The organism is Psychroserpens mesophilus, assembly GCF_000826645.1.
In the GTDB taxonomy this organism is placed as follows: domain Bacteria; phylum Bacteroidota; class Bacteroidia; order Flavobacteriales; family Flavobacteriaceae; genus Psychroserpens; species Psychroserpens mesophilus.
Genome location: NZ_JXJP01000020.1, coordinates 179,736 through 205,402 on the forward strand (window position 1 = coordinate 179,736; position 25,667 = coordinate 205,402).

At 33.2% G+C, this 25,667-nt stretch carries 17 protein-coding genes and 1 tRNA gene; 12 read left to right on the forward strand and 6 right to left on the reverse strand.

Going from position 1 to position 25,667, the window contains the following annotated elements; genetic code table 11:
• Position 1: 1 nt before the first annotated feature.
• Complete coding sequence (locus tag TD18_RS13530) at positions 2-1,792, reverse strand: tetratricopeptide repeat protein (RefSeq protein ID WP_040253573.1); 1,791 nt, start codon at positions 1,790-1,792, stop codon at positions 2-4.
• 175 nt (positions 1,793-1,967) lie between these two features.
• Here TD18_RS13530 and TD18_RS13535 point away from each other — a divergent pair, with 175 nt between their 5' ends.
• The 6 genes from TD18_RS13535 to priA all read left to right on the forward strand — a co-directional run bounded on the left by TD18_RS13535 (position 1,968) and on the right by priA (position 9,339).
• Complete coding sequence (locus TD18_RS13535) at positions 1,968-2,510, forward strand: hypothetical protein (RefSeq protein WP_040253575.1); 543 nt, start codon at positions 1,968-1,970, stop codon at positions 2,508-2,510.
• A 127-nt stretch (positions 2,511-2,637) separates the two neighbouring features.
• The gene (locus TD18_RS13540; protein WP_040253576.1) at positions 2,638-3,954 is read left to right on the forward strand and encodes a T9SS type A sorting domain-containing protein; all 1,317 of its coding nucleotides are present in this window, start codon (positions 2,638-2,640) and stop codon (positions 3,952-3,954) included.
• 12 nt (positions 3,955-3,966) lie between these two features.
• A complete protein-coding gene (locus tag TD18_RS13545; protein WP_152611383.1) occupies positions 3,967-4,506 on the forward strand; it encodes a hypothetical protein in 540 nt (179 codons plus the stop codon).
• 88 nt (positions 4,507-4,594) lie between these two features.
• On the forward strand, positions 4,595-6,220 hold the full coding sequence (locus TD18_RS13550) for a hypothetical protein (protein ID WP_152611384.1): 1,626 nt from the start codon (positions 4,595-4,597) through the stop codon (positions 6,218-6,220).
• 44 nt (positions 6,221-6,264) lie between these two features.
• On the forward strand, positions 6,265-6,810 hold the full coding sequence (locus TD18_RS13555) for a hypothetical protein (protein WP_040253584.1): 546 nt from the start codon (positions 6,265-6,267) through the stop codon (positions 6,808-6,810).
• Between the two features lie 75 nt (positions 6,811-6,885).
• Positions 6,886-9,339 (forward strand): replication restart helicase PriA, encoded by a 2,454-nt coding sequence (priA, locus tag TD18_RS13560; RefSeq protein ID WP_040253586.1) that lies wholly within the window; start codon positions 6,886-6,888, stop codon positions 9,337-9,339.
• 46 nt (positions 9,340-9,385) lie between these two features.
• Here the strand turns inward: priA and TD18_RS13565 are convergent, their stop codons facing one another.
• Positions 9,386-10,081, reverse strand: coding sequence for a LytR/AlgR family response regulator transcription factor (locus TD18_RS13565; RefSeq protein ID WP_040254020.1), 696 nt, complete (start codon positions 10,079-10,081; stop codon positions 9,386-9,388).
• 197 nt (positions 10,082-10,278) lie between these two features.
• Between TD18_RS13565 and rpsF the strand changes: the two genes are divergently transcribed.
• The 4 genes from rpsF (at position 10,279) to TD18_RS13585 (ending at position 11,998) form a co-directional block, all read left to right on the forward strand.
• Entirely contained in the window at positions 10,279-10,617 is a 339-nt protein-coding gene (gene rpsF, locus TD18_RS13570; protein WP_040253588.1) for a 30S ribosomal protein S6, read from the forward strand.
• Between the two features lie 2 nt (positions 10,618-10,619).
• Positions 10,620-10,916, forward strand: a complete 297-nt coding sequence (gene rpsR, locus TD18_RS13575) for a 30S ribosomal protein S18 (RefSeq protein ID WP_033961670.1) — start codon at positions 10,620-10,622, stop codon at positions 10,914-10,916.
• Positions 10,917-10,929: 13 nt separating this feature from the next.
• On the forward strand, positions 10,930-11,391 hold the full coding sequence (gene rplI / locus TD18_RS13580) for a 50S ribosomal protein L9 (protein WP_040253591.1): 462 nt from the start codon (positions 10,930-10,932) through the stop codon (positions 11,389-11,391).
• 133 nt (positions 11,392-11,524) lie between these two features.
• Positions 11,525-11,998 (forward strand): DUF6495 family protein, encoded by a 474-nt coding sequence (locus TD18_RS13585; protein WP_040253594.1) that lies wholly within the window; start codon positions 11,525-11,527, stop codon positions 11,996-11,998.
• A 125-nt stretch (positions 11,999-12,123) separates the two neighbouring features.
• Here the strand turns inward: TD18_RS13585 and TD18_RS13590 are convergent, their stop codons facing one another.
• The gene (locus TD18_RS13590) at positions 12,124-13,362 is read right to left on the reverse strand and encodes an ABC transporter permease (RefSeq protein ID WP_040253596.1); all 1,239 of its coding nucleotides are present in this window, start codon (positions 13,360-13,362) and stop codon (positions 12,124-12,126) included.
• Between the two features lie 238 nt (positions 13,363-13,600).
• Here TD18_RS13590 and hisS point away from each other — a divergent pair, with 238 nt between their 5' ends.
• A complete protein-coding gene (gene hisS, locus TD18_RS13595) occupies positions 13,601-14,971 on the forward strand; it encodes a histidine--tRNA ligase (RefSeq protein ID WP_040253598.1) in 1,371 nt (456 codons plus the stop codon).
• Between the two features lie 95 nt (positions 14,972-15,066).
• Here the strand turns inward: hisS and TD18_RS16800 are convergent, their stop codons facing one another.
• The 3 genes from TD18_RS16800 to TD18_RS13610 all read right to left on the reverse strand — a co-directional run bounded on the left by TD18_RS16800 (position 15,067) and on the right by TD18_RS13610 (position 25,112).
• Complete coding sequence (locus TD18_RS16800; protein WP_084205923.1) at positions 15,067-22,095, reverse strand: choice-of-anchor D domain-containing protein; 7,029 nt, start codon at positions 22,093-22,095, stop codon at positions 15,067-15,069.
• Positions 22,096-22,270: 175 nt separating this feature from the next.
• Complete coding sequence (locus TD18_RS16805; protein WP_084205924.1) at positions 22,271-24,667, reverse strand: M14 family zinc carboxypeptidase; 2,397 nt, start codon at positions 24,665-24,667, stop codon at positions 22,271-22,273.
• Between the two features lie 371 nt (positions 24,668-25,038).
• Positions 25,039-25,112 (reverse strand) — tRNA-Met (locus TD18_RS13610).
• Positions 25,113-25,242: 130 nt separating this feature from the next.
• Between TD18_RS13610 and TD18_RS13615 the strand changes: the two genes are divergently transcribed.
• Positions 25,243-25,635 carry an START-like domain-containing protein gene (locus TD18_RS13615; protein ID WP_040253601.1) on the forward strand — a complete coding sequence of 131 codons (393 nt, stop codon included), beginning with the start codon at positions 25,243-25,245 and terminating at the stop codon, positions 25,633-25,635.
• Positions 25,636-25,667 lie beyond the last annotated feature (32 nt).

Consider the following 25,667-nt stretch of genomic DNA (forward strand, 5'->3'; position numbering starts at 1 on the left):
CTTAATAAGCTAATGTTAAAGGTAGTTTTATTTCAATTTTAGTGCCATCTGTTTTATCTATAATATTTACAGATCCATTTGTGTTTCTTTTTTTATTAAGTATGTCTATACGATTTTTAGTAATTGTCATACCTAACGATTGTTTGTTATGATTTGCTTTTAATTCTGAAGATTTTTTTCTACCAATACCATTGTCTTCAACTGAGCAAATCATCATGTTTTCATTCTTTTTATAGGATATTGTTATATGACCATTTTTTTTAAAACTTCCTAAACCGTGTATGATGCTATTCTCAACAAACGGTTGAAGAATCATTGGAGGAATTAGTGTGTTTTCTGGGTTGATAGCATCATCAATAATAATGGAGTAAGTAAAGTTATTATTTGTACGTTTATTTTCAATATCCATATAGGTTTTCAGTATTTGAATATCTTCTTCTAATAAAATTTCGCTCTCTGTTGATTTTTCAAGAGTCTCTCTCATGAGTTTAGAAAACTTAGTGAGATAATTTGTGGCGCTTTCAATATCATTTTTTGAAACATATTCATTAATTGAGTTTAATGAATTGAAAATAAAGTGTGGATTCATTTGCGCTCTTAATGCTTTGAGTTCTGTGTCTGCTACCTTAGTATTAAACTGAGCTTCTTTTTTTTGTGAAATCGCATCGCGTTTTCGTCTGTATAATATAAAACTAATAATTGATGCTAATGCCAATCCGCTTCCACCAAGAAGTGAAGCATTTCTAATGAGTTTTTGACGTGATATTTCAGCATTTGCAAGCGTTTCTTGTTGTTCTATTTTAAACTGCATTTCTTTTCGAGTAAGCTCTGCAATTTTTTCTTCTGATATAACACTATCTCTTAATTTAATATGATTTTTATATGCGATTAAAGCTTCGATGTGATCATTATCATATTCATAAACTTTATTAAGTGTTTCCCAGGCATCAGCTTGCCATTCAATAGCTTCAATTTCTTGAGCCACTTTTAATCCTTTTGTACTAAATGTTTTAGCCGATTCATAATCTTCAAGAAGAATACTGATTTTTCCTAAGCTATTGAGAGCAGTTGCTTGAGTATATTTGCTTTTAATTTGATCTGAGAGTTCTAAGGCTCTTTTATAATGATTTGTTGATTTCGAATAGTCTTTTTTTGCTTTGTAAGCCATCCCAAGATTGTTTAAAATCGCTGCGATATAAAAGTCATTATTTTCTTCTGTAGCTAAAACTAATGCATTATCTAAATTCATAATGCCTTCATCAACAAGGTTTTTCTCTATTTGTACTGTGCCAATATTTACTAACGCTCTTATTTGATCTTCTTTTCTATTAGATTGTTTAGCTATAGATAAGAGTTTATTGTAATTAGTTAATGCCTTTTCAAAAAGCTTTAAATCAGCATATATGTTGCCTAAATTGTTGTACAAACTAGCGTCAAATAACTTATTATTTGGCATTGTAGAACTTGTTTTTAAAGCCTCTTGAAATGCTTCCATTGCATTAAAGTTATCCGACAAACTATAATATACGACTCCCATTTGTCGTAAACCAAAGGCTTTTCCTTTGGTCCAGTTTATTTCAGATGATATTTTTAGAGCTTCTTCAACAAGACTAAATGCATGATTTGGGTCGTTATAGGTAACGTAATTTGCAGCATTAATTAAATGTCGAACTCGTGTAGAGTCTTTAGTAACATGAGTTTCTAAGTTTTTAAAGATAGAATCCTTTACACTTTCTTGAGCATAAGTATAGCACGAAAAACTTATGGCTAAACATAGTAAGAGATGACGCATTGAATTTTAAAAACGATTAATTAATAGCTTGTTAAATTTAATTTAAATTTTAATAAACCCAATGGCATTTACGCGAAAATAAACTCAAAGCGTGCAGTTATGAATTCTTGATAGTATATATGATGTGTCTATTGTTATTTTACACTAGTTATTAATTAACGGAATCCATTAAGATATGAAACCATCAAGCAGTGTATTAAAAATCGTAATATTTACCTTACTTATAGTGAGTTGTTCTGGAAGTGACGATAGTTCTGACTCAGCAGATGATAATACTGTTATTGGTACGATTCAATTATCAGGTGATGACACTACTGAAGTTGGTAGCTCATTAACCGTTGCAAATATAGATCCTAACGGACTTAGTACCACTGGAACTTCAAGTGCAGTGGTATTGTTAGATGAAAATACAACCGTTGAAAATGGAGAATTAGTACCAACTAATTTTATGAATGCTTTCGTTATTGTTGCAGCAGAATTTGATGCAGAAGATAATGCTGCAGTCGATAAATCAATTTCAATGACTATCGTTAAAAATGGAGAAGAGTTTCGCTATGTATGCTCAACTCCTCCAACAAGTGCTGCAGATGATACCGATTGTGGTTCAGGATTTAGTGTTGATAAAGTTATTAAACAAGTTGTGTTTGATGACACTACAGTTATCAATGTTGATTCAGGTTCAATTTTAACAATGAACGGAACCATTAATTATAATTAATTTTTATACCAACTTGATTAGTAAGTTTTTAAGCTAATTTATTAGTCGTTTGTCGAATAATACAGGAATTTGCTTTTTGGGTTGTATAGTTTTATAGAATCTTCTATAAATTAAATTCTAATTAACCATGAAAACAAAATTACTTTTAATTATTACTTTTTTTTATTTTTCATCTCAAGCTCAAATTACATTAATTCCAGATTCTAATTTTGAACAGGCTTTAATTGATCAAGGTATAGATGTAGATGGAACGCTTAATGGAGAAGCGTTTATACCAGCTATTGAGTTTGTTCAGTTTTTAGATGTTTCTGATTCGAATATTTCTGACCTTTCGGGTATTGAAGATTTCGTTGGACTAATTGTACTTCAATGTAGAAATAATCAAATATCATCTCTGGATGTAAGTAACAATACACAGCTTGAATCTCTGTCATGTGACAATAATCAACTTGTTGCATTAGATTTGAGCGGAAACTTACAATTAAATAATTTAATCTGCTGGAATAATCAATTGACTACTTTAAATCTAAGCCAGAATAATTTATTAGAGACTTTGGCTTGTTCAGGCAATATGTTAACCGGTCTCAATTTAAATCCAAATGCTCCTCTAGAATTTTTGCAATGTTTTGATAATCAACTGTCATCATTAGATATAAGTAGTTACAGTACAATCACAGATTTGCAATGTGGAAATAATAATATAGTTTCTATTAATGGATTGACTAATAATATTCAATTAACTAGATTAGAAGTGAATGATAACTTACTCACAAACTTAGATGTTTCTTCTAACTTGATTTTAGAAGTTTTGAGGTGTTCTAATAATGATTTTAACACATTAAATGTATCGAACAATACTTTACTAGAAAGGATTCAATGCTCTAATAATAATAGTTTGACTAATGTTATTGGATTGAATGCTTTAAATGAATTAACTTTTTTTACTGCAAATAACACATCGCTAACTAGTCTAGATTTTTCAGATAATGAGTTATTGGAAGTGTTTCAGTGTTTTAATAGTTCTCTATCAGAACTTAATCTCAAAAATCAGAATAATTTACTAATTAATAGTGCTGCATTTGATATTTCTAGTAACCCAAACCTTTTCTGTGTTGATGTAGATGATTCAGCATATTCAACAGCTAACTGGCTAAATAAAGATGCGCAAACTGTTTATTCAGAAGATTGTGCAACCTTAAGTAATACAGAAAATGTATTAACTACTTTTAAAGTTTACCCAAATCCAACCCGAGATTACTTATCTGTTGAATTAATGGATGATTTTAATTATACTATCACTGATTTGAAAGGTAATCTTTTAATTAAAGGAGAGTTATTTAAAAGTTCTAATACTATTCAAGTTTCTGAGCTAGCACAAGGGGTTTACTTCATTAACTTGCAAAACAACAAAGCTAAATTAACAAAAAAAATTATAATTAATTAAATTTGACCAACTATGAAAAATCTAATGTATTTGTTTTGTCTTTCTCTTTTCTTTTTCAGCTGTGGTAGTGATGACGATTCAGTGATAGAAGATCCTTTGCAGAATAATTCGCCTTACTATATGACGTTTACAGAATCTGGAAATAATTATGATTCGAGAGCATCGATAGGCGTTGGAGTGGATGGAGCTATTATTGAAGATCCTAATTTTTTAGCATTAGCGTTAGGTACTGATTTTGTCACTAATAATGGTGATTTTTTGGCTGTTATTATCACTTTGGAGGGTAATTCTTCAGATGGTTTTGGTAGTGGCTTTGAGGTTAATGGCACAAACGATGATTTTGTTTTAGAGTTTATTTATAGCAAATCAAATTTATCTGGAACTGTAGATTTTAGTGGATCTGCACATGATGACTCTGTTTATTTAAAAATTTTATCCATAGATAGAGATAATAAAATCATTTCAGGTAACTTTAGCTTTACGGCAGTTTCAGATACAAGTTCACAAACTAGAACCGTTACTAATGGTTTTTTTAATATTAATTATCAATAATTTTTTTCAATCTTAAATATCTATGATGCTTAAAAATTTCAATTGCAATAAAACGATACTCCTAACTTTTATTTTTTTAAGTCCAGTTTTGTTAACATCGCAAAACTTTAAGGAAAGCATCAACGAAATAGCTGCAAATCTTGAATCTGTTGAAGCATCCAAAGTGCAATACAGTCAGGAACTAAAAGACATATCGTCTGGATATGCTGTGGCTACAATTACTGAAATAGACGACAAAGGTGATACCGAAGTAGTTAATTATGAGTTTAGTTTTTCTGATGTAGATGTCAATACCGTAAGGACCATAACAAAAAAAGACCTTATCCAAGTACAACTTTTAATCAATGGGAAACAAAAACTGATAAAGAAGAGCGAGGATGGAGGTGATAAGGTGAGTTATGTTGATGAATTGTATTTATATGCTAAAGATATTGATAATGGTCGTGCTATTGTTGATGCTGTAAAAAAAATAATTCCAATCAATATAGCTATTGAAAAAAATAAATTGTCACTTACAACCTATGAGGATCACTTACAGTGGCTTATGGAAAATGTTGCTGAAGTTGATTATTTAAAAAAACAATATGCTCAAAAGTTATCAAATGATGATAAACTAAATGGTTATGCTAAATTAGAATCTACTGAAAGTGCTAAAAGCAAGTCTGAATCTATGGCTTACGAATTTAATTTTGCAGTTCTCAATCCTAATAGCATCAATTTTAAAATTAGGAGTGACGAATTTTATATTGAAGTTGAAAACAGAAGGAGCATTAAAAGTATAAAAACCTTCGAAAATAACATTCAAGGAAATTTCACAAATAGCTTAGAGTTTTATGCTTCAAGTGTTGAAAACGGAAAGGATATTTATAAAGTTCTTAAAGCGATTATTCCATTAGCTGAAGAAGCCTTTTTAAAGAATAAACCAGATACTTCAACTAAATCAAGTGCAATAGATTATTTAAATAAAGTGATGACCAGTATTTCAACAGAAGACAAAGCAATATCACAGGTTTTTAAAAATGATTGTGTTACAGGATTTACTCAAAAAATTAAAACAAGTAAAGCTGAAGATGAAAACCTTTACACATTTAATTTTATAGACATAAATAAGGATAATATTGAATACGATTCTCAGCAAGATTTACTTTTTGTTGAATTATATACAAACCAAAAATGTAAGTACATTAAACATGTTGAAAATGGCGAATTACAAAATTATAAAGATGGTGTTAAACTATATGTAAATTCTATAGAAGAAGCCATGATTGCCAGAGAAGCAATACAAACTGTTATAGAGAGCTGTAAGTCTTCAGTAAAAGATTATTCTGGTCTTTCTGAAACACAATGTTTAAATCAACTTTCTGAGGCTATTGGGATTGTAAAAATAAATGAAGATAACTACGATCAGTCTATTGAGGTTATTGATGACTCAGCCAAAACGATAAAATTTACCAAGATTTTTTCGAATACTAAGAAGAGTGAAGAACAGATTTTCGAATTCGGAATTAAAGACATTAACTCGAAAAGTGTTGAAATGACAACATCAGGTAAAAATGTAATTGTAGAAATGAGTACCAAATATTTTGAAAAGATTGTGAAAACTTATGAAGATGGCGAAATAAAAAGTTATGGTAATAAAATCAGTATAGAAGCTTCAACTATTGAAAATGCAAGAGAAATAGTTAGTCTATTACAAATCATTACTCAAGATTAAAATTTCAAATAAGCTATTAATTTTTTTTTTAAAATAAACAACCAATGAAAAAAATCACTTATCTCTTTATTCTTTCAGTTTTATTAATAAACTGTAGTGGCAATGATGATTCTAATAACAATAACAATCAAGATCCATCTGATACTTTTGTTAGAGCCACTATTGATGGTGTTAGTTTTAATGCAACTGGAGTAAGTCTGTTTAATACAATTAATGCTCAACTCATTGAAAATGAAACTATATTTGGATTAATAATTGTTGGTCAAGTCGCTGATGAATCTCTTAATTTCAGAAGTATTAGTATTGGGATAGGTGGCACTGATTTTAATGAAGTTATTTCTGGTTTAGAGGTTCAGAGTCCTAATAATCAATTTACAGTAGAAGGAGGTTATTTTTTTGGTGACGCAAGTAGCAGTCGTAGTTCGGTATCTGATGAAGATGAATTTATTAAAATAACATTTATTGATAAAGCTAATCAAATAATTTCTGGAGAATTTAGATTCTTGGCAATAGATGACGATGATGATAGTCTCATGTATAATGTAACTGAAGGTGAATTTAGTAATGTAAGTTATACAGTAATTGACTAATCTAGTGTATAAAATTTAATGAAAACCATCTCAAATGTAGATGGTTTTTTTATGCAAACCCATTACCTTTGATGTGTGAATCATTTCATCAACGTCATATTACCAATTCCTTTAGAAAAGAGCTTTACTTATGCTATAACGCAAGCAGAAGCTGAATTTCTGAAACCAGGAATGCGTGTGTCTGTACCTTTCGGAAAGAGCAAAATTTACACTGGACTTGTTGAACGTATTCACCAGGAAGCGCCTCAGATTTACGAAGCTAAGGAAATCCATCAGATTCTTGATGAAACTCCTTTGGTAACATCTATTCAACTAAAGCATTGGCAATGGATCTCCAGTTATTATATGTGTACTGTTGGTGAAGTCATGAGAGCAGCGTTACCAAATGCTTTTATTCTGGAAAGCGAAACAGTTGTCTATAGAAATACTGAAGTTCAGATCAATGATGAAGATTTAAAAGATGATGAATTTATAGTCTATGAAGCCTTACATCATCAGTCATCGCTTAAAATTCAGGATTTGATGGCTATTCTAGATAAAAAAAATGTGCTTCCAACCATTAAGCGACTTTTAGAAAAAGATGTCATTAACGTTCAGGAGGAGATTTATGAAAAATATAAACCAAAGCTGGTTAGATATGTCAAATTAGCAACTGCTCATACGTCTGAAAAAGCACTTCAGGAATTGATGGATACCTTAAGTCGAGCGCCAAAGCAACGAGATGTGGTTATGACCTTGTTTTCGGTTTCTGCGCAAACTAAAAAGCCTGTAAAAGTTTCCGATTTAATTGATGAAAGTGATGCGTCTTCTGCAATTATAAAAACCTTAATTGATAAAGGTGTTTTAGAAGAATATCACATTCAAGCTGATAGAGTGCACTATGAAGGTGATGACAATGAGGCGTCAAAACAATTAAATGAATATCAGGAAATAGCTTTAAGTGAAGTTATTCAATCATTTAAAGATCAAAATATTACGCTTCTTTACGGAGTTACATCTTCTGGAAAAACAGAACTTTACGTTAAGCTTATTGAAACACAGTTAGCAAAGGGGAATCAAGTCTTGTATTTGCTTCCAGAAATTGCTTTAACAACACAACTGGTGGAACGGCTTCAGAATTACTTCGGAGAAAAAGTAGCTGTATTTCACAGTAAATATTCATCTCACGAACGTGTTGAAGTTTGGAATAATGTCCTGAATAACTCTCCGAAAGCACAGATTATTTTAGGAGCACGTTCTTCGGTGTTATTGCCTTTTCAAAACTTAGGATTAATCATTGTTGATGAAGAGCACGAATCGTCTTATAAACAATTTGATCCAGCACCACGATATCACGCCAGAGATACAGCTATTGTATTAGCAAGTTTGTTTGAAGCTAAAACTTTGTTAGGTTCTGCGACGCCAAGTCTTGAAAGTTATTTTAATGCGCAACAAGGTAAATATGGTTTAGTAGAACTCAAGCACAGATATAACAATGTGTTAATGCCGGACATTGAACTTATTGATATTAAAGACAAGCACAAGCGCAAACGTATGACAGGTCATTTTAGTGACCGACTTATTTTAGAGATGCAAGAGACCTTAAATGAAGGTCATCAAATTATCTTGTTTCAAAACAGACGTGGTTTCTCACCAATTGTTGAATGTAACACCTGTGGACATTCACCACAATGTCCTAATTGCGATGTGAGTTTAACATTTCATCAATATAAAAATCAGTTGCGCTGTCATTACTGTGGTTATCATTCCGTTATGCATAAAACCTGTGAAGCTTGTCATAGTGTTGAACTGGATTCTAAAGGCTTTGGAACAGAGCAGGTAGAGCAGGAGGCCAAATTGTTGTTTCCAAATCATAATATAGCGCGAATGGATTTAGATACGACGCGTGGTAAATATGGTTATGAAAAAATAATAACAGCTTTAGAGCAGCAGGAAATTGATATTCTGGTTGGAACCCAAATGCTTACTAAAGGTTTAGATTTTCGTAATGTTAAGTTAGTAGGTATTATGAATGCTGATAATATGCTGAATTTTCCAGATTTTAGAGCTCATGAGCGCAGTTATCAACTGATGGCTCAGGTGTCGGGTAGAGCAGGTCGAACCAAAGAACGAGGTAAAGTCCTGATTCAAACCTATAATCCGTTTCATCGCATTTTACAGCAAGTGTCTACAAATGAATATGAACAAATGTTTACTGAGCAAATGGATGATAGACATACCTATAAATATCCTCCAGTGTACAGAATGATAAAAATTACCCTAAAGCACAAGGATTATCAAAAAGTAAATGTAGGAGCAGAGTGGTATGCAAAATCATTACGAACGGTCTTTGATAAACATGTTTTAGGACCAGAATTTCCACCAGTAGCAAGAATTCGCAATCAGTATTTAAAACATATTCTGGTTAAAATCCCACAGAAACAATCACTATCAAAAACGAAAGAAGCTATTATTAAAATAAATAACAGCTTCTTAAGTGTAAAAGATTTTAGGGCAGTAAGAGTAATCTTAAATGTCGATAATTATTAAGTTAGGTTAACGTTATATCTTCAAACGAAATAATCTTAAATGCCTTTTAAATATTATTTAAAGCGTCAACAAGTTGGGTTTTCTTATTTCTACTAAGCGGAATCTCATAGGCGCCAACTTCAACGTTTTTGCTATTAAATCGATCAACTTTGTCAAGGTTAACGATATAGGATTTATGGATTCTTAAAAATTTACCTTCCGGTAACTCGTGTTCAAATGCTTTCATTGTAGATAAAACGACTAAGCTATTTTCTTCAGTAACTAATTTTACATAATCACCAAGAGCTTCAATCCATTTAATATCTTTAATGTACACTTTTCGTTTTTTCAGGTTACTTTTTACGAAGATGTGTTCTCCGTCAGTTTCATTGAAATCAAGCTTTAGTTTATGTTGTTCAAGCGCTTTTTCTACAGAAGTATTAAATCGTTCCCTAGTGATAGGTTTTTGTAGATAATCGGTTGCATCATAATTAAAAGCTTTAAATGCGTATTCAGTTTTACCTGTAACGAAAATAATTTGGGGTTTGTTGTTGAGTACGTCAAGCAGTTCGAAACCGTTAAGAACAGGCATTTCAATATCTAGGAAGATTAAATCTACCTTGTGAGTATTGAGTCCGTTTTTGGTCTCTAATGCACTACTGTATTCTGCAATAAGGTTAAGTGAGGAATGATTCTCAATTAACTTTACAATCGATAATCGTTGAATCGCAGAATCATCAACTACTACACAGTTTAAAGTCATAACATTATTATATTTTAGGTTAAGATATCGACAATAGTACAAAAAATTCGGATAAAAACCAAAAAACATCGGTCAAATGCGTTTTTTAACAAAATTTTAAGAAAATAATCTGACTTGAATTTAAGATACAAAAATGTTGTCAAATATAGAATAAATAGTTATTTTTGCACCCATTTTTAATTGTAAAATACATTTATATGAATCATTATGAAACTGTTTTCATCTTAAATCCCGTTTTATCTGATGACCAGATAAAGGAAACAGTACAGAAATATGAAGATTTTCTTGTTTCTAGAGGAGCGAAGATGATAGCCAAAGAAGATTGGGGCTTAAAAAAATTAGCGTACCCAATTCAAAACAAAAAAAGTGGATTCTACCACTTATTTGAGTACACTGTTGATGGAGAAGTAATAAATCCATTAGAAGTAGAGTTTAGACGTGATGAGCGTTTTATGCGTTACTTAACAGTAAAATTAGACAAGCATGCGATTGCTTGGGCAGAAAAGAGAAGAAACAGAGATAAACAAAAAGCGTAATTATGTCTTCAATTGAACAACAAGCAAAAGGAAAAAAAGATGGAGAGATCAGATATCTTACTCCATTAAATATTGATACGAGTAAAACTAAAAAGTATTGCCGTTTCAAAAAATCTGGAATCAAGTATGTTGATTACAAAGATGCAGACTGGTTACTAGGTTTTGTAAATGAGCAAGGTAAATTGTTACCAAGACGTTTAACAGGAACTTCTTTAAAATACCAAAGAAAAGTATCTGTTGCTGTAAAAAGAGCTCGTCACTTGGCATTAATGCCTTACGTAGCAGATTTATTAAAATAAAATACCAATAACTATGGAACTTATATTAAAACAAGACGTTGAAAATTTAGGATTTAAAGACGATATTGTAACAGTAAAGAACGGTTATGGTAGAAATTTTCTAATTCCTCAAGGTCAAGCTGTAATGGCAACGCCTTCTGCTAAAAAAGTATTGGCAGAAACTTTAAAGCAAAGAGCTTATAAAGAGAAAACAATTATTGCAGAAGCTGAAAAAACTGCTGAGGCAATTAAATTATTAGATATTAAATTAACTTCTAAAGCTGGAACAGGCGCAACTGCAGGAGATAAATTATTTGGTTCTATTACCAATATGGATTTAGCGAATGCACTTAAAAATGAAGGTCACGATGTAGAAAAGAAATACATTTCTATCGTTGGTGGTAACATTAAGCGTTTAGGTCAGTACGAAGCTGCAATCAGACTACATAGAGATGTGCAGGTAGATTTAACTTTTGAAGTTATAGCAGAAGCTTAATACTTAATAGTAATATATTAAAAGCCTCAACATCACGTTGAGGCTTTTTCAATTTTAAACTTTAAAAGGATTCTGTACTTAAGCTAAGAATCCGTTTGCGGAAACCATTTGTCCGCCAGAATACTTGTATCAAATGAAATATTCAAGACTTACAAAAGAGCAATTTGAAGAATTGCATCAAGAATTCATCAATTTTTTAGCAACACAATCTATTACTGCTGAAGAATGGTCAGAAATCAAAACTAACAAACCAGAAGTTGCTGAGCAGGAACTTGATGTGTTTAGCGATTTAATCTGGGAAGGTGTCTTGTCTAAAGTAGATTATTTAGAACATATTTCTCCGCAGCACATGCATTTATTCCATTGCACGCCTAAAGAAATGAGACTTATTGCACTTAAAATAAAAGCTTCAGATATAGACATTACTACGGAAGAAGGATACGATTGGTTTAGAAATAATTTATTGTCTGATGATGTTGAATTTTTCACAGCGAAAAAAGACTATTCAGAACATAAAAATCAGGATAAGTTTAAACTCATTCAGGAAGGAGCGAATATCACCAAAGGTGAATTATATCAGTATTTTGAGAATTTAGTGAGTAAATAAGCTAAGTTGTTAAGTCGTTTGTTGTTGATATGATAAGCAGTTAGAATATCATGTAATTCAAAATCAGTCTAAAATCAGTCTAAAATCTGTTATCTAAAAGCGAAGCGGTCTATTGTCTTGTTTACTTACTCATAACGCAAGGACTCAATAGGATCAAGTCTTGCAGCTTTGTTTGCTGGATATGAACCAGAAATAACAGCAACAACAAATGTAATTATAGTAGCTGCAATCATGGCTGTCCATGGAATCACAAATGTGAATTCTACAATGGCAGCAAATATAAAACCAAGGAGAATACCAAGAATTATTCCTAAAATGCCTCCTAACTGACCAATAATAATGGTTTCAATAAAAAACTGAAACGCAATGGTGCTTCGCTTCGCACCTAATGCTTTTCTTACACCAATTTCACGAGTTCGTTCAGTTACTGAAACAAGCATCATATTAAGCAAGGCAATCGTTGATCCAAAAATAGTAATGATGCTAATAATCCATGCAATGGTTTCTAAAACTCCCGTTATGGTTGCAATGCGATTGATCAAGTCATCACTTCGTTCTAATCCGAAATTGTTTTCTTCAACAGGATTTAATTTTCTAATATTTCTAAACAATAAAATGGCTTCATCCTGTGCACCAGCAAGCATATCTTTTTTATCCGTTTTAACACTCAAGCTGTAATTTATGTTAGGATTAGTAAAAATCGTACGAGCTTTTTGAAGCGGTAAAAGCACTCTGAGATCCTGGTTATTTCCAAATGTTGCACCTTTTTCTTTTAGAACGCCAACCACCTTAAATTTTGCACCTCTAATACTAATGGTTTTATTGATCGGATTGACGTTAGAAAGAAGCGCTTTTCTAAGATCACTACCAATTACACATACATTATTACTGTTCTGAACATCAAAATAATTTAAGTCTCTACCCAAATCGATTTCTAAGCCAGAATTGGTAATATAATTTTCATTAATTCCTAAAACCTGAACTTCAGGATCTGTTTTTACATTATCATATTTGATTTCTGCTAAAGTTGTACCTACAAAGGATATCGACGTTTTGGTAAATGGAAATGAATAGTTTTCCTCAAATTCTTTAACATCCCGATAACTTATAACCGGATTTACTTTTTGCTTTTCACCATTTTGGCGCTGCGTGTTAAATTCGTATTGCTGAATATTAAACGTATTTGCTCCCATAGATGAAAAATCACTTGAAATCGTATATTCTAGTGCGGAAACAGCACTCAAAATGCCAACCAAGGCTGTAATACCAATGGCTATAATTAAGACGGTAAGAATCGTACGTAGTAATTGGCTTCTGATAGAATCAAAAGCAATTCGGATATTTTCTCTAACTAATGAAAACATATTGTGTATTATATGTGGTTGCGTTTTAATGTAAGACTACAAAACACTTATAAAGTTACTATAAAATTGAAATAACTTAGGATTCCCTCTAAAAATTATAATATTTTTGTGAAGATTTGAATTGATACCCATAGGCTTGTCATTTCAAGCGCAGTCGATAAATCTTTAACTCAATATTAAAGATTGACTAATAATTATTGTTTTACTAAAAAAGATTTCCACTTTCGTGGGAAATATTATGGCACAAAAACCAAGCATACCAAAAGGTACCAGAGATTTTAATCCTGAAGAAGTCGCAAAACGCAATTATATTTTTAATACAATCAAGGCGCAATTTGAAATCTTTGGTTTTCAGCCTATCGAAACACCAAGTTTTGAAAATTCAGACACCTTGATGGGAAAATATGGTGAGGAAGGTGATCGCTTGATTTTTAAGATATTGAATAGTGGTGATTATTTGAGCAAGGTAGATGCTAACTTATATAGTTCTAAAGATTCCACAAAAATAACCTCAAGTATTTCTGAAAAAGCCCTTCGTTATGACCTTACCGTTCCGTTTGCGAGATACGTGGTGCAACACCAGAATGAAATTGACTTTCCTTTTAAGCGCTATCAAATTCAACCTGTCTGGAGAGCAGATCGACCTCAAAAAGGACGATTTAGAGAGTTTTATCAATGTGATGCCGATGTTGTTGGTAGTAATTCGCTTTGGCAGGAAGTTGAATTTGTTCAATTGTATGATGCTGTATTTTCTGCTTTAGGTTTGAATGGTGTTACTATAAAAATCAATAACCGTAAAATTCTATCAGGAATTGCTGAAGTTATTGGAGCTCAGGATAAGCTTATCGATTTTACGGTAGCTTTAGATAAACTTGATAAAATAGGAGAGGAGAAGGTGAAGGCTGAAATGTTAGAGAAAGGTATTCCAGAGGCTGGTATTGATAAATTACAACCGTTGTTTAGCTTACGAGGCGATTTTAGTTCTCAAATTAAGGAGTTGAAATCCATTCTTAATAGTTCTGAAGAAGGACAAAAGGGCATTGAAGAATTAGAGTTTATAAATCAAGGAATTGAAACGCTTGGTTTAAAAACAGCAAAACTTCAGTTAGACGTTACCTTAGCTAGAGGCTTAAATTATTATACTGGAGCCATTTTTGAAGTATCAGCTCCTGAAGGTGTAAGCATGGGATCGATTGGAGGAGGAGGCCGTTACGATGATTTAACAGGAATTTTTGGATTAAAAGATGTGAGTGGCGTAGGCATAAGTTTCGGTCTAGATCGAATTGCTTTGGTGCTTGAAGATTTGAATTTATTTCCTGAAACCATCAGTACAACTGTAAAAGTATTGTTTATCAATTTTGGAGATGCTGAAGCTATGGCAAGTATGAAAGCTATAAAGCGATTACGTGAACATGGCCTAAGTGCAGAATTATTTCCTGATCATAAAAAGACCATCAAGCAATTCAATTATGCTAATAAGCGTAACATACCTTATGTTGTACTTTTAGGTGAATCTGAAATGAAAGCCAATACCTTCACTTTAAAAAATATGAAAACAGGCGATCAGGAGTCACTGTCTTTTGATGCGATGTTGAAGTACCTGCAATAGGTTATCTCAGTTTTTAAAATATCATAAAAAAGTAAAAGCCTCAAATTTCTTTGAGGCTTTTTACATAAGTTAAGTTTAAGGTAGATTTGGGTCTATTATTTTACTAAAACTTTCTTGGATACTGAACCGCTTACAGTATTTATTTTTACAATATAAGTTCCAGAACTTAAATCCTTAACTTCATATTCAGAATAGTCCAGTTCTGAAATATCTTTTATAGTGTGAATCGATTGTCCAACAATATTGAATAATTCGATAGACTTCACTTCATTATAATTAGGGTTTAGTAACACTAAACTTTCGGTTTCGTTTGAATAGTACACTGTTATACTGCTTAATTCATTATCATCAATACTTAAGGTATCATCTGCTTCTCTGAAGGTCATTTCAAATCGGTTTAAATGCTCACCAGCAGGAAGATAAATTTCATAATCACTTTCTCTTAAATTGTGATAAATGTTATTTTCGATATCGTGAATGAAAATATCCATACTATCAGGTACATTCTCCAGAGCATTGATGCTAATAGTGTTTAATCCATCAGAATCCGTTGTAATACCTAAAGGATACGTTGTATCAATTTCAACATCATTACTACCTTGAATGATGTATTTTTCACCATCAATCATCCAATACATGTCATCCATTTGGGTTTCATTCATAATCCCATCATAACCAAGATCAACAGCTGTAGTGGCATTTGGATCGATAGTTAATAATAATTGACGTTGTATAGTATTTACAGAATAAATACCAATTCTAAATTTCATTCTTGGATCCCCTTCAGTAGATTCAGTTTGATAATCGTTAGAAGCAGCTTCACTATTTCTAATAAAGACAGAACTTCCACTTAATGAACCATCTTCTTTACGAAATATACGTTGATCATTTTCAAAAAGAATTGGACCACCAGCATCTGCCACTACGAAGAAACCTTGACTTACAGGAATAAATCTTCCAGGTGTTTTTCTTGCGCTACCAGTGTTGCTAATATAAGCCACTGGAACACCTAATGTTACTGAAGGCGTTCCTCCAGATAAATTCATTAAGGCATAACCACCTTGGTAATCTGCCAAGATATGATTTCCTCCGCCCCAATGTTCCCAGAAATATAGTGTTCCTGTTGTAGTGCCAAGGTTGTCATTAATAAATTCTACAGCATCAATAGCTGAAGCATAAGGGTTTCCAACCAGGTAGTTGTTACCTGGATTCAAGTTTAGTTCAATATCACCATTATTTGGTTTACCTCTAAAGATGTAGTTTTGATCATCAGTTAATGAACCAGAACCTGGACCCTTCATTGTAAATCCTTCACCAGCTAAAATATTACCAGTACTTCTTGTGTGTTGCCATGCTGAATAATCACCATCGGCAAGATTTGCAAACTTCCATACCCAGTAATCTGCGATACGTAAAGGAGATGCTGAACCATCATATCCACTTGTCAGGAATCCAACATTTGTTAATACATCGGTTAGATTATATCTAAACTCATTGGTTTCTAGATCGTCTATTCGTCCTACAGGAGAAGACCAGTAATTGTATGTAAAAGTATCAGCCGTACCTTGTTGATCACGCTCTAATCGTCCTGTTCCAGCAACAACCAAGTCGCTGTTTTCAGTTTGAATTAATTGTGATTCACCTTCAAGATCAATGGTTCCAGTGAGTGCTAAATAATGAGATACTGTAAGTCCGTAACCTGTATTTGTTGATGTATTCGTGATGCCACTAACCTCTAACTCATTGCTTTCCACCATTAACCCAAGAACGGTTCTGTTTCCATTATTACCAGCAGGTAAATCTGAATCATCGTCAATCGTTACATTGTGATTTGTTCTAATTATATTCCAATCAACAGTTTGATTCACATCAACTATAGATGTTGTACCTGGAATAGTTTGAATATTTCCATTTTGCCAAGTGCTTCGTGTGTCCCAGTTTCCATTTTGAGTTGAAACGTAAGGTAAAGGAGCAGTTTGTCTATCGACAGTATTTAAATTTCTTAAAGCACCTTGATTACCTTTACCTGAGGCATCCTCTGTGTTGGTATAAGTATAAACCGACATTGGATAATAACCTGCCAATTCAGACCAAGGAATGGTTTCAACATCATTTTTAGATATGTTAGTAGGTAGTACGCTACCAGTAACAAAGGTATCGTCACTTTCAATTTCCTGATTCATGATGAATCGTAATTGTTCAGGAGTTAAGGCTCTATTCCAAACTCTTACTTCATCAATATTACCTTCAAAATGGTTTACAGGTGTGCTTTTTCCAGCAGCAGCAATATAGAAAGATTCGTTAGTATCTACAGGAGGTGTTCTACTTTCAGAATTATCACCAATGCCATCAATAAATAATTTTATAAAGGTTCCATCGTAGATAGCAGCTACATGATGCCATTCATTTTCTGGTATTTCAATGGTACTAACAACAGTCTGTGTTGAACCATTTTTCCAAGACAACTCTAATCGCCTGTCACTTCTTATTTTAAAATCATATCCTTGCGTATATGCAGCATCTCGTTTTGAAATGATCGAACAATTTGTATTGTCTCTTTTAATCCAAGCTGAAATGGTAAAACCAGCAGGATCTAAATCTAAAGCGTCTTCCATGTCGACGTAGTCAACAGCTCCATCAAAATAAATTGAACGTTCAACAATAACCTGTGGTGCATATCCAAACGTGATATACGTTGTATTATCAAAATCGTAATCCGTTTCAAGGTTACCATTGCCATCAGATTTCATTACTCTATAATCAGCAGTTGGGTCAAAGACACCAGTACTTGATATGAACATGTAATAACTACCTGGAGGGTTAATATTTCTTATAGCATTTTGAGGAATTCTTACTCTAACAGAAGGAATATCTCCTCCGTTTTCAACGACTTTCCAAACACGTTGCATAGCAGTGAAACTTACATCTGTATTTAAAGCAGGCGTAATGCCAGCACTCATATTGACAGAAATTGTAGAAGAAGCAAGATTTAAATCAGCTCCATTATTTCCCCACATTAAGAACTCTTTGTCGTTAAAAGACGTTGGGTTTGATGATTGATTTAACTTGTTAGTATCGTAGATTTCTGTAAGACCAAAAGTTAAAACTCCTTCAGTTCTACCACCTCCATCAGAAGCATTATTTACACTTCTTGATTGTTTTTGATTAAGTTCTGAAGCATCATCTCTACCAATTCCGGCAATATCATAATTATATCCTGAGTTGGCTGATTGATCCCAGATAACTGTACCATCACTATCAACATAATCTTGAGAAGTGCCATTAACGCCTAATGTTATTCCATATTTAACTCCTAAATACGATTGGATTCTATTGCGTTCTTGAGTTAAATTCACGTCATCTTTTCTTGATGAGTAGGTAATAACTTCAGCAACCCTAGCATTTAATGTAGCTTCCCAGCCTTCCGAACGGCCAATCCACCATCTTGAATCATCCGTATTTAGATATTCTGCGATATCATTTTGTGTATTTCCAATATTATTAGCGTTATAAAATAATTCTTGTTGTGTGTCTGCACTATTATTTCTAGTATTTATAATTCCGACGTTGTCATAACTTGAGCCTGTTCCAATTTCTGCAACAGCATAACCGTCTGCAGGTGTTTGGCCTTGGGTGTACGAGTCATGTGCGTAACAAATAATTTCACCACTAACTCGACCAGTATAGTCACCAAAACCAATACCAGTTGCGTCTGTTGCTGCTGTATCTAAATGCGCATCACTACAAAATACATCCATGTATCCAAAAGAGTTGTTTATAGGAGTGTCATCTGGTATTAATACAATAAAGACATCTTGTGTGTAAAAACCGTAGTCGCCTGATAGGAACTCTGTAGAGGTACTATCATGAGAATAATCAGAATCTAATCCAAATGATGTAAAGGTATTGTCAAATTCTATGACAGGATTAAAGTTGATATTTTTAGTCACATTGTCAAAATACGTAGGTGCCTGACTAGCGTTAACTACTCGAGCATTACTACCTAGACCTTGATCAATCCACGACGTTACATTTTGTCCGCTAGTATAAGTTAATCCGTCATCGGCTTTCAACCAAAGTGCTAAATCAGCTGTAACACCACCTGGAGCAACTATAGGTGTGGGTTTATCTTCTACAGTAACATGATCTATAGCCATGTCACTATAAACATTACCATTAATTTCACCTTTTATTCTAATTTTAACTGTTTGTCCAACATATGGCGTTAAATCAAAAGTTACTGGAATAAATGATGAGTTAATATTATTTTGAGTTTCACCTGATTTAGTGAAAACTATATTTGGATAAGTTAAACCATTATCAGTACTTAATTCGACTGATAAATCTCCCATTCCACTGCCAAACATATGATAGAAGAACGTAATTCTTGGGTTTGTTGCGCTTGTTAAATCAAAACATGGGCTAAAAAGAATGGCATCATCATTGGTGTTACCGTTTGATTCCGTAAAGATATAGGAATTACCATCTTGAGCTTCATTAGGACCTGTAAAAGCAGTAGGAGTACTTCCACTTGTTCTTGACCAGTTAAAGTCATCTTCCAATATGTTTATACCTTGCGTCCAAAGACCAAAGCCAGATTCGAAACTTTCAGAGTAAGGGTAGGTAGATACTGTTGAAAAACAAACTCCTGCAGCAGTACCAGTACCTTCAACATTGAAGTTATATGGATTTTCGTCACTATCATCATTAACAATACTAACAGAGGCTGTTCTTGTTCCTGTACCACTTGGATCAAAAGTAATTTGAAATGTTGTTGTACCTCCAGAAGACACCGTTGCAGCTGGGCTACTAGTAACTGTAAAATCACCAGCGTTAGCACCTGAGATGGTAATACTTCCGATATTTAAAACACCTGTACCAGTATTTTCGATAGTAAATGTATTTGGATTAGTAGCTCCAACTACAGTTACTGAACCAAAATCGGTATCATCTGCGACATCTGGGGTTGTATCTCCATCTGCTATTGAAACAGCATTACCGATGACATCCATTTCTGGACTTGGTGCGATTCCATTACCTCTAATATTAAAGTTATAAGGGTTTTCGTCACTATCACCATTTACGATGCTTACTGACGCAGTTCTAAGTCCGTTAGCACTTGGATTAAATGTGATATCAAATGCAGTATTTCCTAAAGACGCTACAGATGCTGAAGGGCCAGACGTCACAGTAAAGTCACCTGCATGAGCACCAGAAATGGTAATGGCACCTACAGATAATGTTGCTGTTCCTGTATTTTGAATTGTAAATGTGTTTGTGTCTGTTCCTGAAGCTGTATCAACATCACCAAAATCAGTATCATCAGCTAAACTAGGTGTTATATCTCCATCAGAAATAGAAGTACCAAGACCAGTAATATCTATTTCAGGCACTGGTGGTCCAGTTACAGCAGTTAACTCAATATCATCAATAGCCATGTCACTTCTATAGTCACCACTAGTTTCCCCTCGGAACCTTAACATGATCGTTTGACCGACGTAAGCATTCAAATTGATATTAACGGCTTCCCAAGCGTCATAATAACTTGTTTGAACCTGACCTGATTCCGACCAAATTGGAGCAGACCAAGACCCACCATTGTCATTACTTATTTCAACAAATAAATCTCCCATAAAAAACCCATACATGTGGTAGTAGAATGTAAAATTAGCGGAAGATGCTGAGGTTAAATTGAAACATGGACTTATTAAAATAGCGGTACTATTTGCGTTTCCCGTTGCTTCTGTATATAAATAATCGACTCCTTCATTAGCAACAGAAGGTCCAGTCCAATTTGAAGGAGTAAAACCTGTATCAAAAGACCAGTCCATGTCATCAGTTGCATCCTGGGACCATAAGCCTAATCCTGATTCAAATCCTTCAGAATATGGAAAAACACTTACAGTAGAAGCGCAACTTGCTGTTCCTGAGGTTAATCCAGATAAGTCAACAATTTGAATTTCATGATTCATTGTATTACCACTTCTATGTGACCAATGTGCTGCTTCAGAAATTGAATTTAAATAGTAATTTCTCCAACCTCTAGCATATGCCGTACCACCTCCACTAGTAGTAGAACTACCAATAATTAAGGCTTCGTTTATATCAGATAATCCAGCAGATGATATGTTAATTGCTGTTTCTCCAGCCGAGTTACCAGTATCTTGATACCTTGTGACATTTAAATTTGGGTTTGATAAAACGTGCACGAATTGTCTGTTATTACCATTTGAATCATGATCCGAATGAAAAGTCCAGTCAACACGCTGGTCATTTGAACCAGGTTCAGCTAGAGGCCAGTTATCGGCAATAGCTTCATTTGTTCCATTTTGATTATTATCAGCTCTATGTTGTGTGAAAATTACGGCTTCATTCCAATCGGTAACACTAGCTGTAGTTCCAGTACCATCAGAATCATTTGTTAAAGTAATAGTCCCAGAATCTGCACTCGTATTTCCAGAGTCACCATGTAAAACTGTCCAGTTACTACCAGTAAATTCAACAACAGTAACATATACAACTACATTGTTTGCATTGGTTCCTTTTTGAACTCTCAAACTTGTAGCACTTTCTAAGTAAGCTATTGCTGTACCAGAATCTGCTCCAGCAGAAGAAGCATTGGTACTTATACCAGTTATGAAAGGAATACATTTATTAGCATTCGTTATTCCACTGAGAGTCGTTGTTGTACTATTAGTTCCTCCATTAAGTGTAACTACATATCTGCCTCTAACGATCATTTCATTATCACCAGCAGAAGGACCTACATATTCCCAGATTGAGGTGTTAAATCTCATATCGGCAGAATTAGATCCAGATTCTCTATAATATTGTAATGTGTTTGTAGTCGTCAGAGCTCTTGCACCAGCTAAATCATCGGCATTAAGTGTGCCACCTGACGAGTCTGGTCCAGCGTTAGACTTTCTATTACTGTTTGCTAAAGCCACAGCATTACTCAAAGAACTAACAGCTGTAAAACCTGTGTTGGTCCCTCCAGAGTTCCCAATATCATCTTGCAAATGTTGAACTTTGAAATCGGCAGTTTGAGCTAACATCAAACTTGATAAAAAAAGCATACCTAATAACAGGATATACTTTCTTAGCGAAAGTGTAGAAATTTTCATAAGCGGTTAAATTTTAGTTTGGGACTAATTAAATTTACGGTTCAAATATAATGCAGTACTCTATGAAATGCAAATATATTCGACGAAATGCATGTTAATATTTTAATATATTGATAATCAGTAAATTAAAAAAGCTGAAATTAATTTCAGCTTTTTTAATTGTTATACCGGATTTTTATTCCTTTATGATCTGTTTAATAGAAGAGTTACCTGATTCATTTTCAGTGATTTTTAGGAAATAAGAGCCTTTCGAAATATGTTGTGTGTTTTCTAATTTGAATTGGCTATTGTTCAACTTTACATGTGACATATTCAATATAGATCTACCACTAATATCGTATAATTCGATGTCTATACTTGAGTTACCAGATTGGTATGGTAATTTTATGGTAATAGAATTATTAAATGGATTTGGAAAAATTCTAATATCTTCTATGCTATTGTCTTCAATACTAAGAGTATCTTCAACTGTAACCACGACTTCTTTTCTTCCACTCTTAATATCTTCAAGATTCCAATCATAAAAGAAGTAGTAATAATCTAAATTGTTGATGTTATTTCCTTTAATAGTAACTGCTCCATTCGTATAAGGATAACTTGTTCCTGCACTAGTATTGTTTCTAAAAAGGGTAAATCCTGAAGACATTTCAGCACTTGCAAGCCTTAAATTATTCCCAACAGGGATTAAAAAATTCAATTCAATTTGTTGTAAGCCTGAAGATTCAACTAAAATAAGTCTTGAATCTAACATGTTACCAGAGGCGTCCTGTAATTGTACTTCCATTTCACCAGCTTGTCCAGCATTGATTGTTACTTCTTTTAACATGACTGATTCGGCTGAATCAAAAATTAAATAACGATCTGTGGCTCCACCTGCAAAGTAGCCACCATTTGAAGAGTGATTTGTTGAACCAACATTACTTTTTGTGATGACATCTTCAATAAAATATGATGTCGTTGTAGTTAAGTTAGGCGTGTTATAACTGTTGCCAGTAGCAATAGGAGACTCATCATCGATGTTTTGGTACCAGTTAATTATTCCAGAACCCGTTGCCGTTAAAACAGTACTTTCATTGGTATTAATGGTTACATCATTACTTAAAGGTTGTGCAGTAGTAGCAACCATAGTTACATTCTGAATGGTTTGAGTGTTATCAGTAATGGTCACATTAATGGTTTGTGTTGCGTAACCAGGTGCTTCATAAGTTACATTATAACTACCACCTTTAAGTAATCTATAATAATCTCCTAAATCTTCGTTTGAAAACACATGAGAATTTAAAGCATCGTGGCCAGCAATTGATATTTTCGCCACTACGGGATTTCCAGATTCATCAGAAACTATACCTTGTAAACCATAATTTACTTGTTTCATATAATCTAGTAATGCTTGTCTATTATAGGTCCAGTGATTATTAATAGCATTGCCTTGAATCCATTTTGTATCAGATAACTCTACAACGACTTCTCTTCCGCCTCTATAAAAATTCATATAGTCTTGGCGACCTCCATACACACGATACCATTCTGCACCATGTGTCACACCTGGACTTGGATATACGTCTGAATCTTCATCAACCATCATATAGCCAGATGGACTGTTGTTTTGAGCATGTGTAGCATACTCAACTGAAATATATTCGAACCAATCATGATCTGCATGCTGATCGTAAGTATTGTCATAAGGATAATTAACTAATTCTGTACCTCCATGAAAATTTGCAGATAACACAATATTATGGGCTTCTTCAAATTTCATAAATGCTAGTGTTTCAACTTCGTAAATACCACTATCGTGAAGACCAGCAACATTATCGGCATAATTTCTATTTAAATCTTGTCCGTTAGCATTTGCTCTTATCGGATTTGTAATGGTGTTGTTTCCGGCATTTCTGTAAGTTCCATCAGGATTTGCTAATGGATTGATGTAAATAACTGTATTATTTACAATGCCATTTACTTCTGCATCTGAGCCATAATTTGTTAAGAGATACTCTGCAAGTCTTATCATCAAAGGAAAACCAGCTAATTCATCACCATGCATTGATGAGGTGTACATAAATTCTGGTTCAGCCTCATTAGTAGAAACGTTATCAGATATTTTTAGCATTAATAATTCTCTTCCATTATTCGTGGTTCCTATAGATTCAAGCGAACAAAGGTTTGGATAAGTTGTAGCAAAATAATTCATTTTAGCTACATATTGAGTGTAAGTAGGATAAGCGTTCCAATCTACATCCCAAGCTTGCGTATCTTCAGTAGAATTTAAAATAGGTATAAATTCATTTTCACTTGAATTGACTTCAAACGGCAGTCCGTAAGTTAAAAATTGTTGAAATGTTTCAGCATTTGCAAAAGCTTCAACCTCTAAGGTTTCATGGTTTACATTGTGACCAATTGATAGAAATTGTGCTATTTCTTGTACTTGTTGTTCACTGTTAGCAGTAAATACAAAGCAAACTTCGCCTCTGCTTTCGATATAGCTTTGTGCTTTTTGTAAATCGGTAGTTTGAGCATGTACACTTATAAACATAAGTAGTAACAGTACATGTAAGAATGTAATTTTGCGCATTAGGTTTAGGTTTAGGTAAATTTGGATTTATTATTTGGCGCTAATATATTATTTATTTCAATAAATATCTATAAAATGCAAAAAAAACCGATGAAATACATTATATTTTATGAAACTACTTTACTTTTGTAAGTAGTGGATTACTTAACAAAACTGTATTAAGGTTAGAAGGCATAAAGCATTTCCTTGTATTTTTCAATCTAAGTAGTAATTGGTTATTCGAATTTTATAATTTAAATTTTAAGAGAAAGAAAGAAGCCCTTTACAGAAATGTAACTTTTCCAGAAGACAAAACGATACGTAATTGTTCAATTATATGAATAGTTTAAAATAAAAAAGTCTTGTACATTAGTACAAGACTTTTCTTGATGTAGCGAGAACGAGATTTGAACTCGTGACCTCTGGGTTATGAATCCAACGCTCTAACCAACTGAGCTACCTCGCCATAATTTCGGCTGCAAATATAAAAACAAATTCTATGGCAACAAACATTAAATGCTTAAAATATTTTTTTAGTGATTAGTTTTAAACTCCACAATTAATTGTATATATTGAGCCTCATAATAAAAATACAAATGGAAGATAAAGTCAAGTTCGAAATGGAGTTTCCTATACATGCTTCTCCTCAGCTTTTATATCAATATATATCTACACCTTCAGGCTTATCTGAGTGGTTTGCAGACAATGTAAACTCAAGAGGTGAATTATTTACATTTATTTGGGATGATTCTGAAGAAAGAGCCAAACTTTTGAGTAAAAAAAGTGGCGAACGTATTAAGTTTAGATGGATGGCAGATGAAGAAGAAGGTGATAATTATTATTTTGAAATCAGAATTCAGGTTGATGAAATCACCAAAGATGTTTCAATTATTGTCACCGATTTTACTGAAGAAGACGAAATTGAGGAAGCTAAAATGCTATGGGATAATCAAATCTCAGATTTAAAGCAAGTTTTAGGTTCAGCTTAAGCTTCTAACTCATATAAGTTTTATATTTGTCT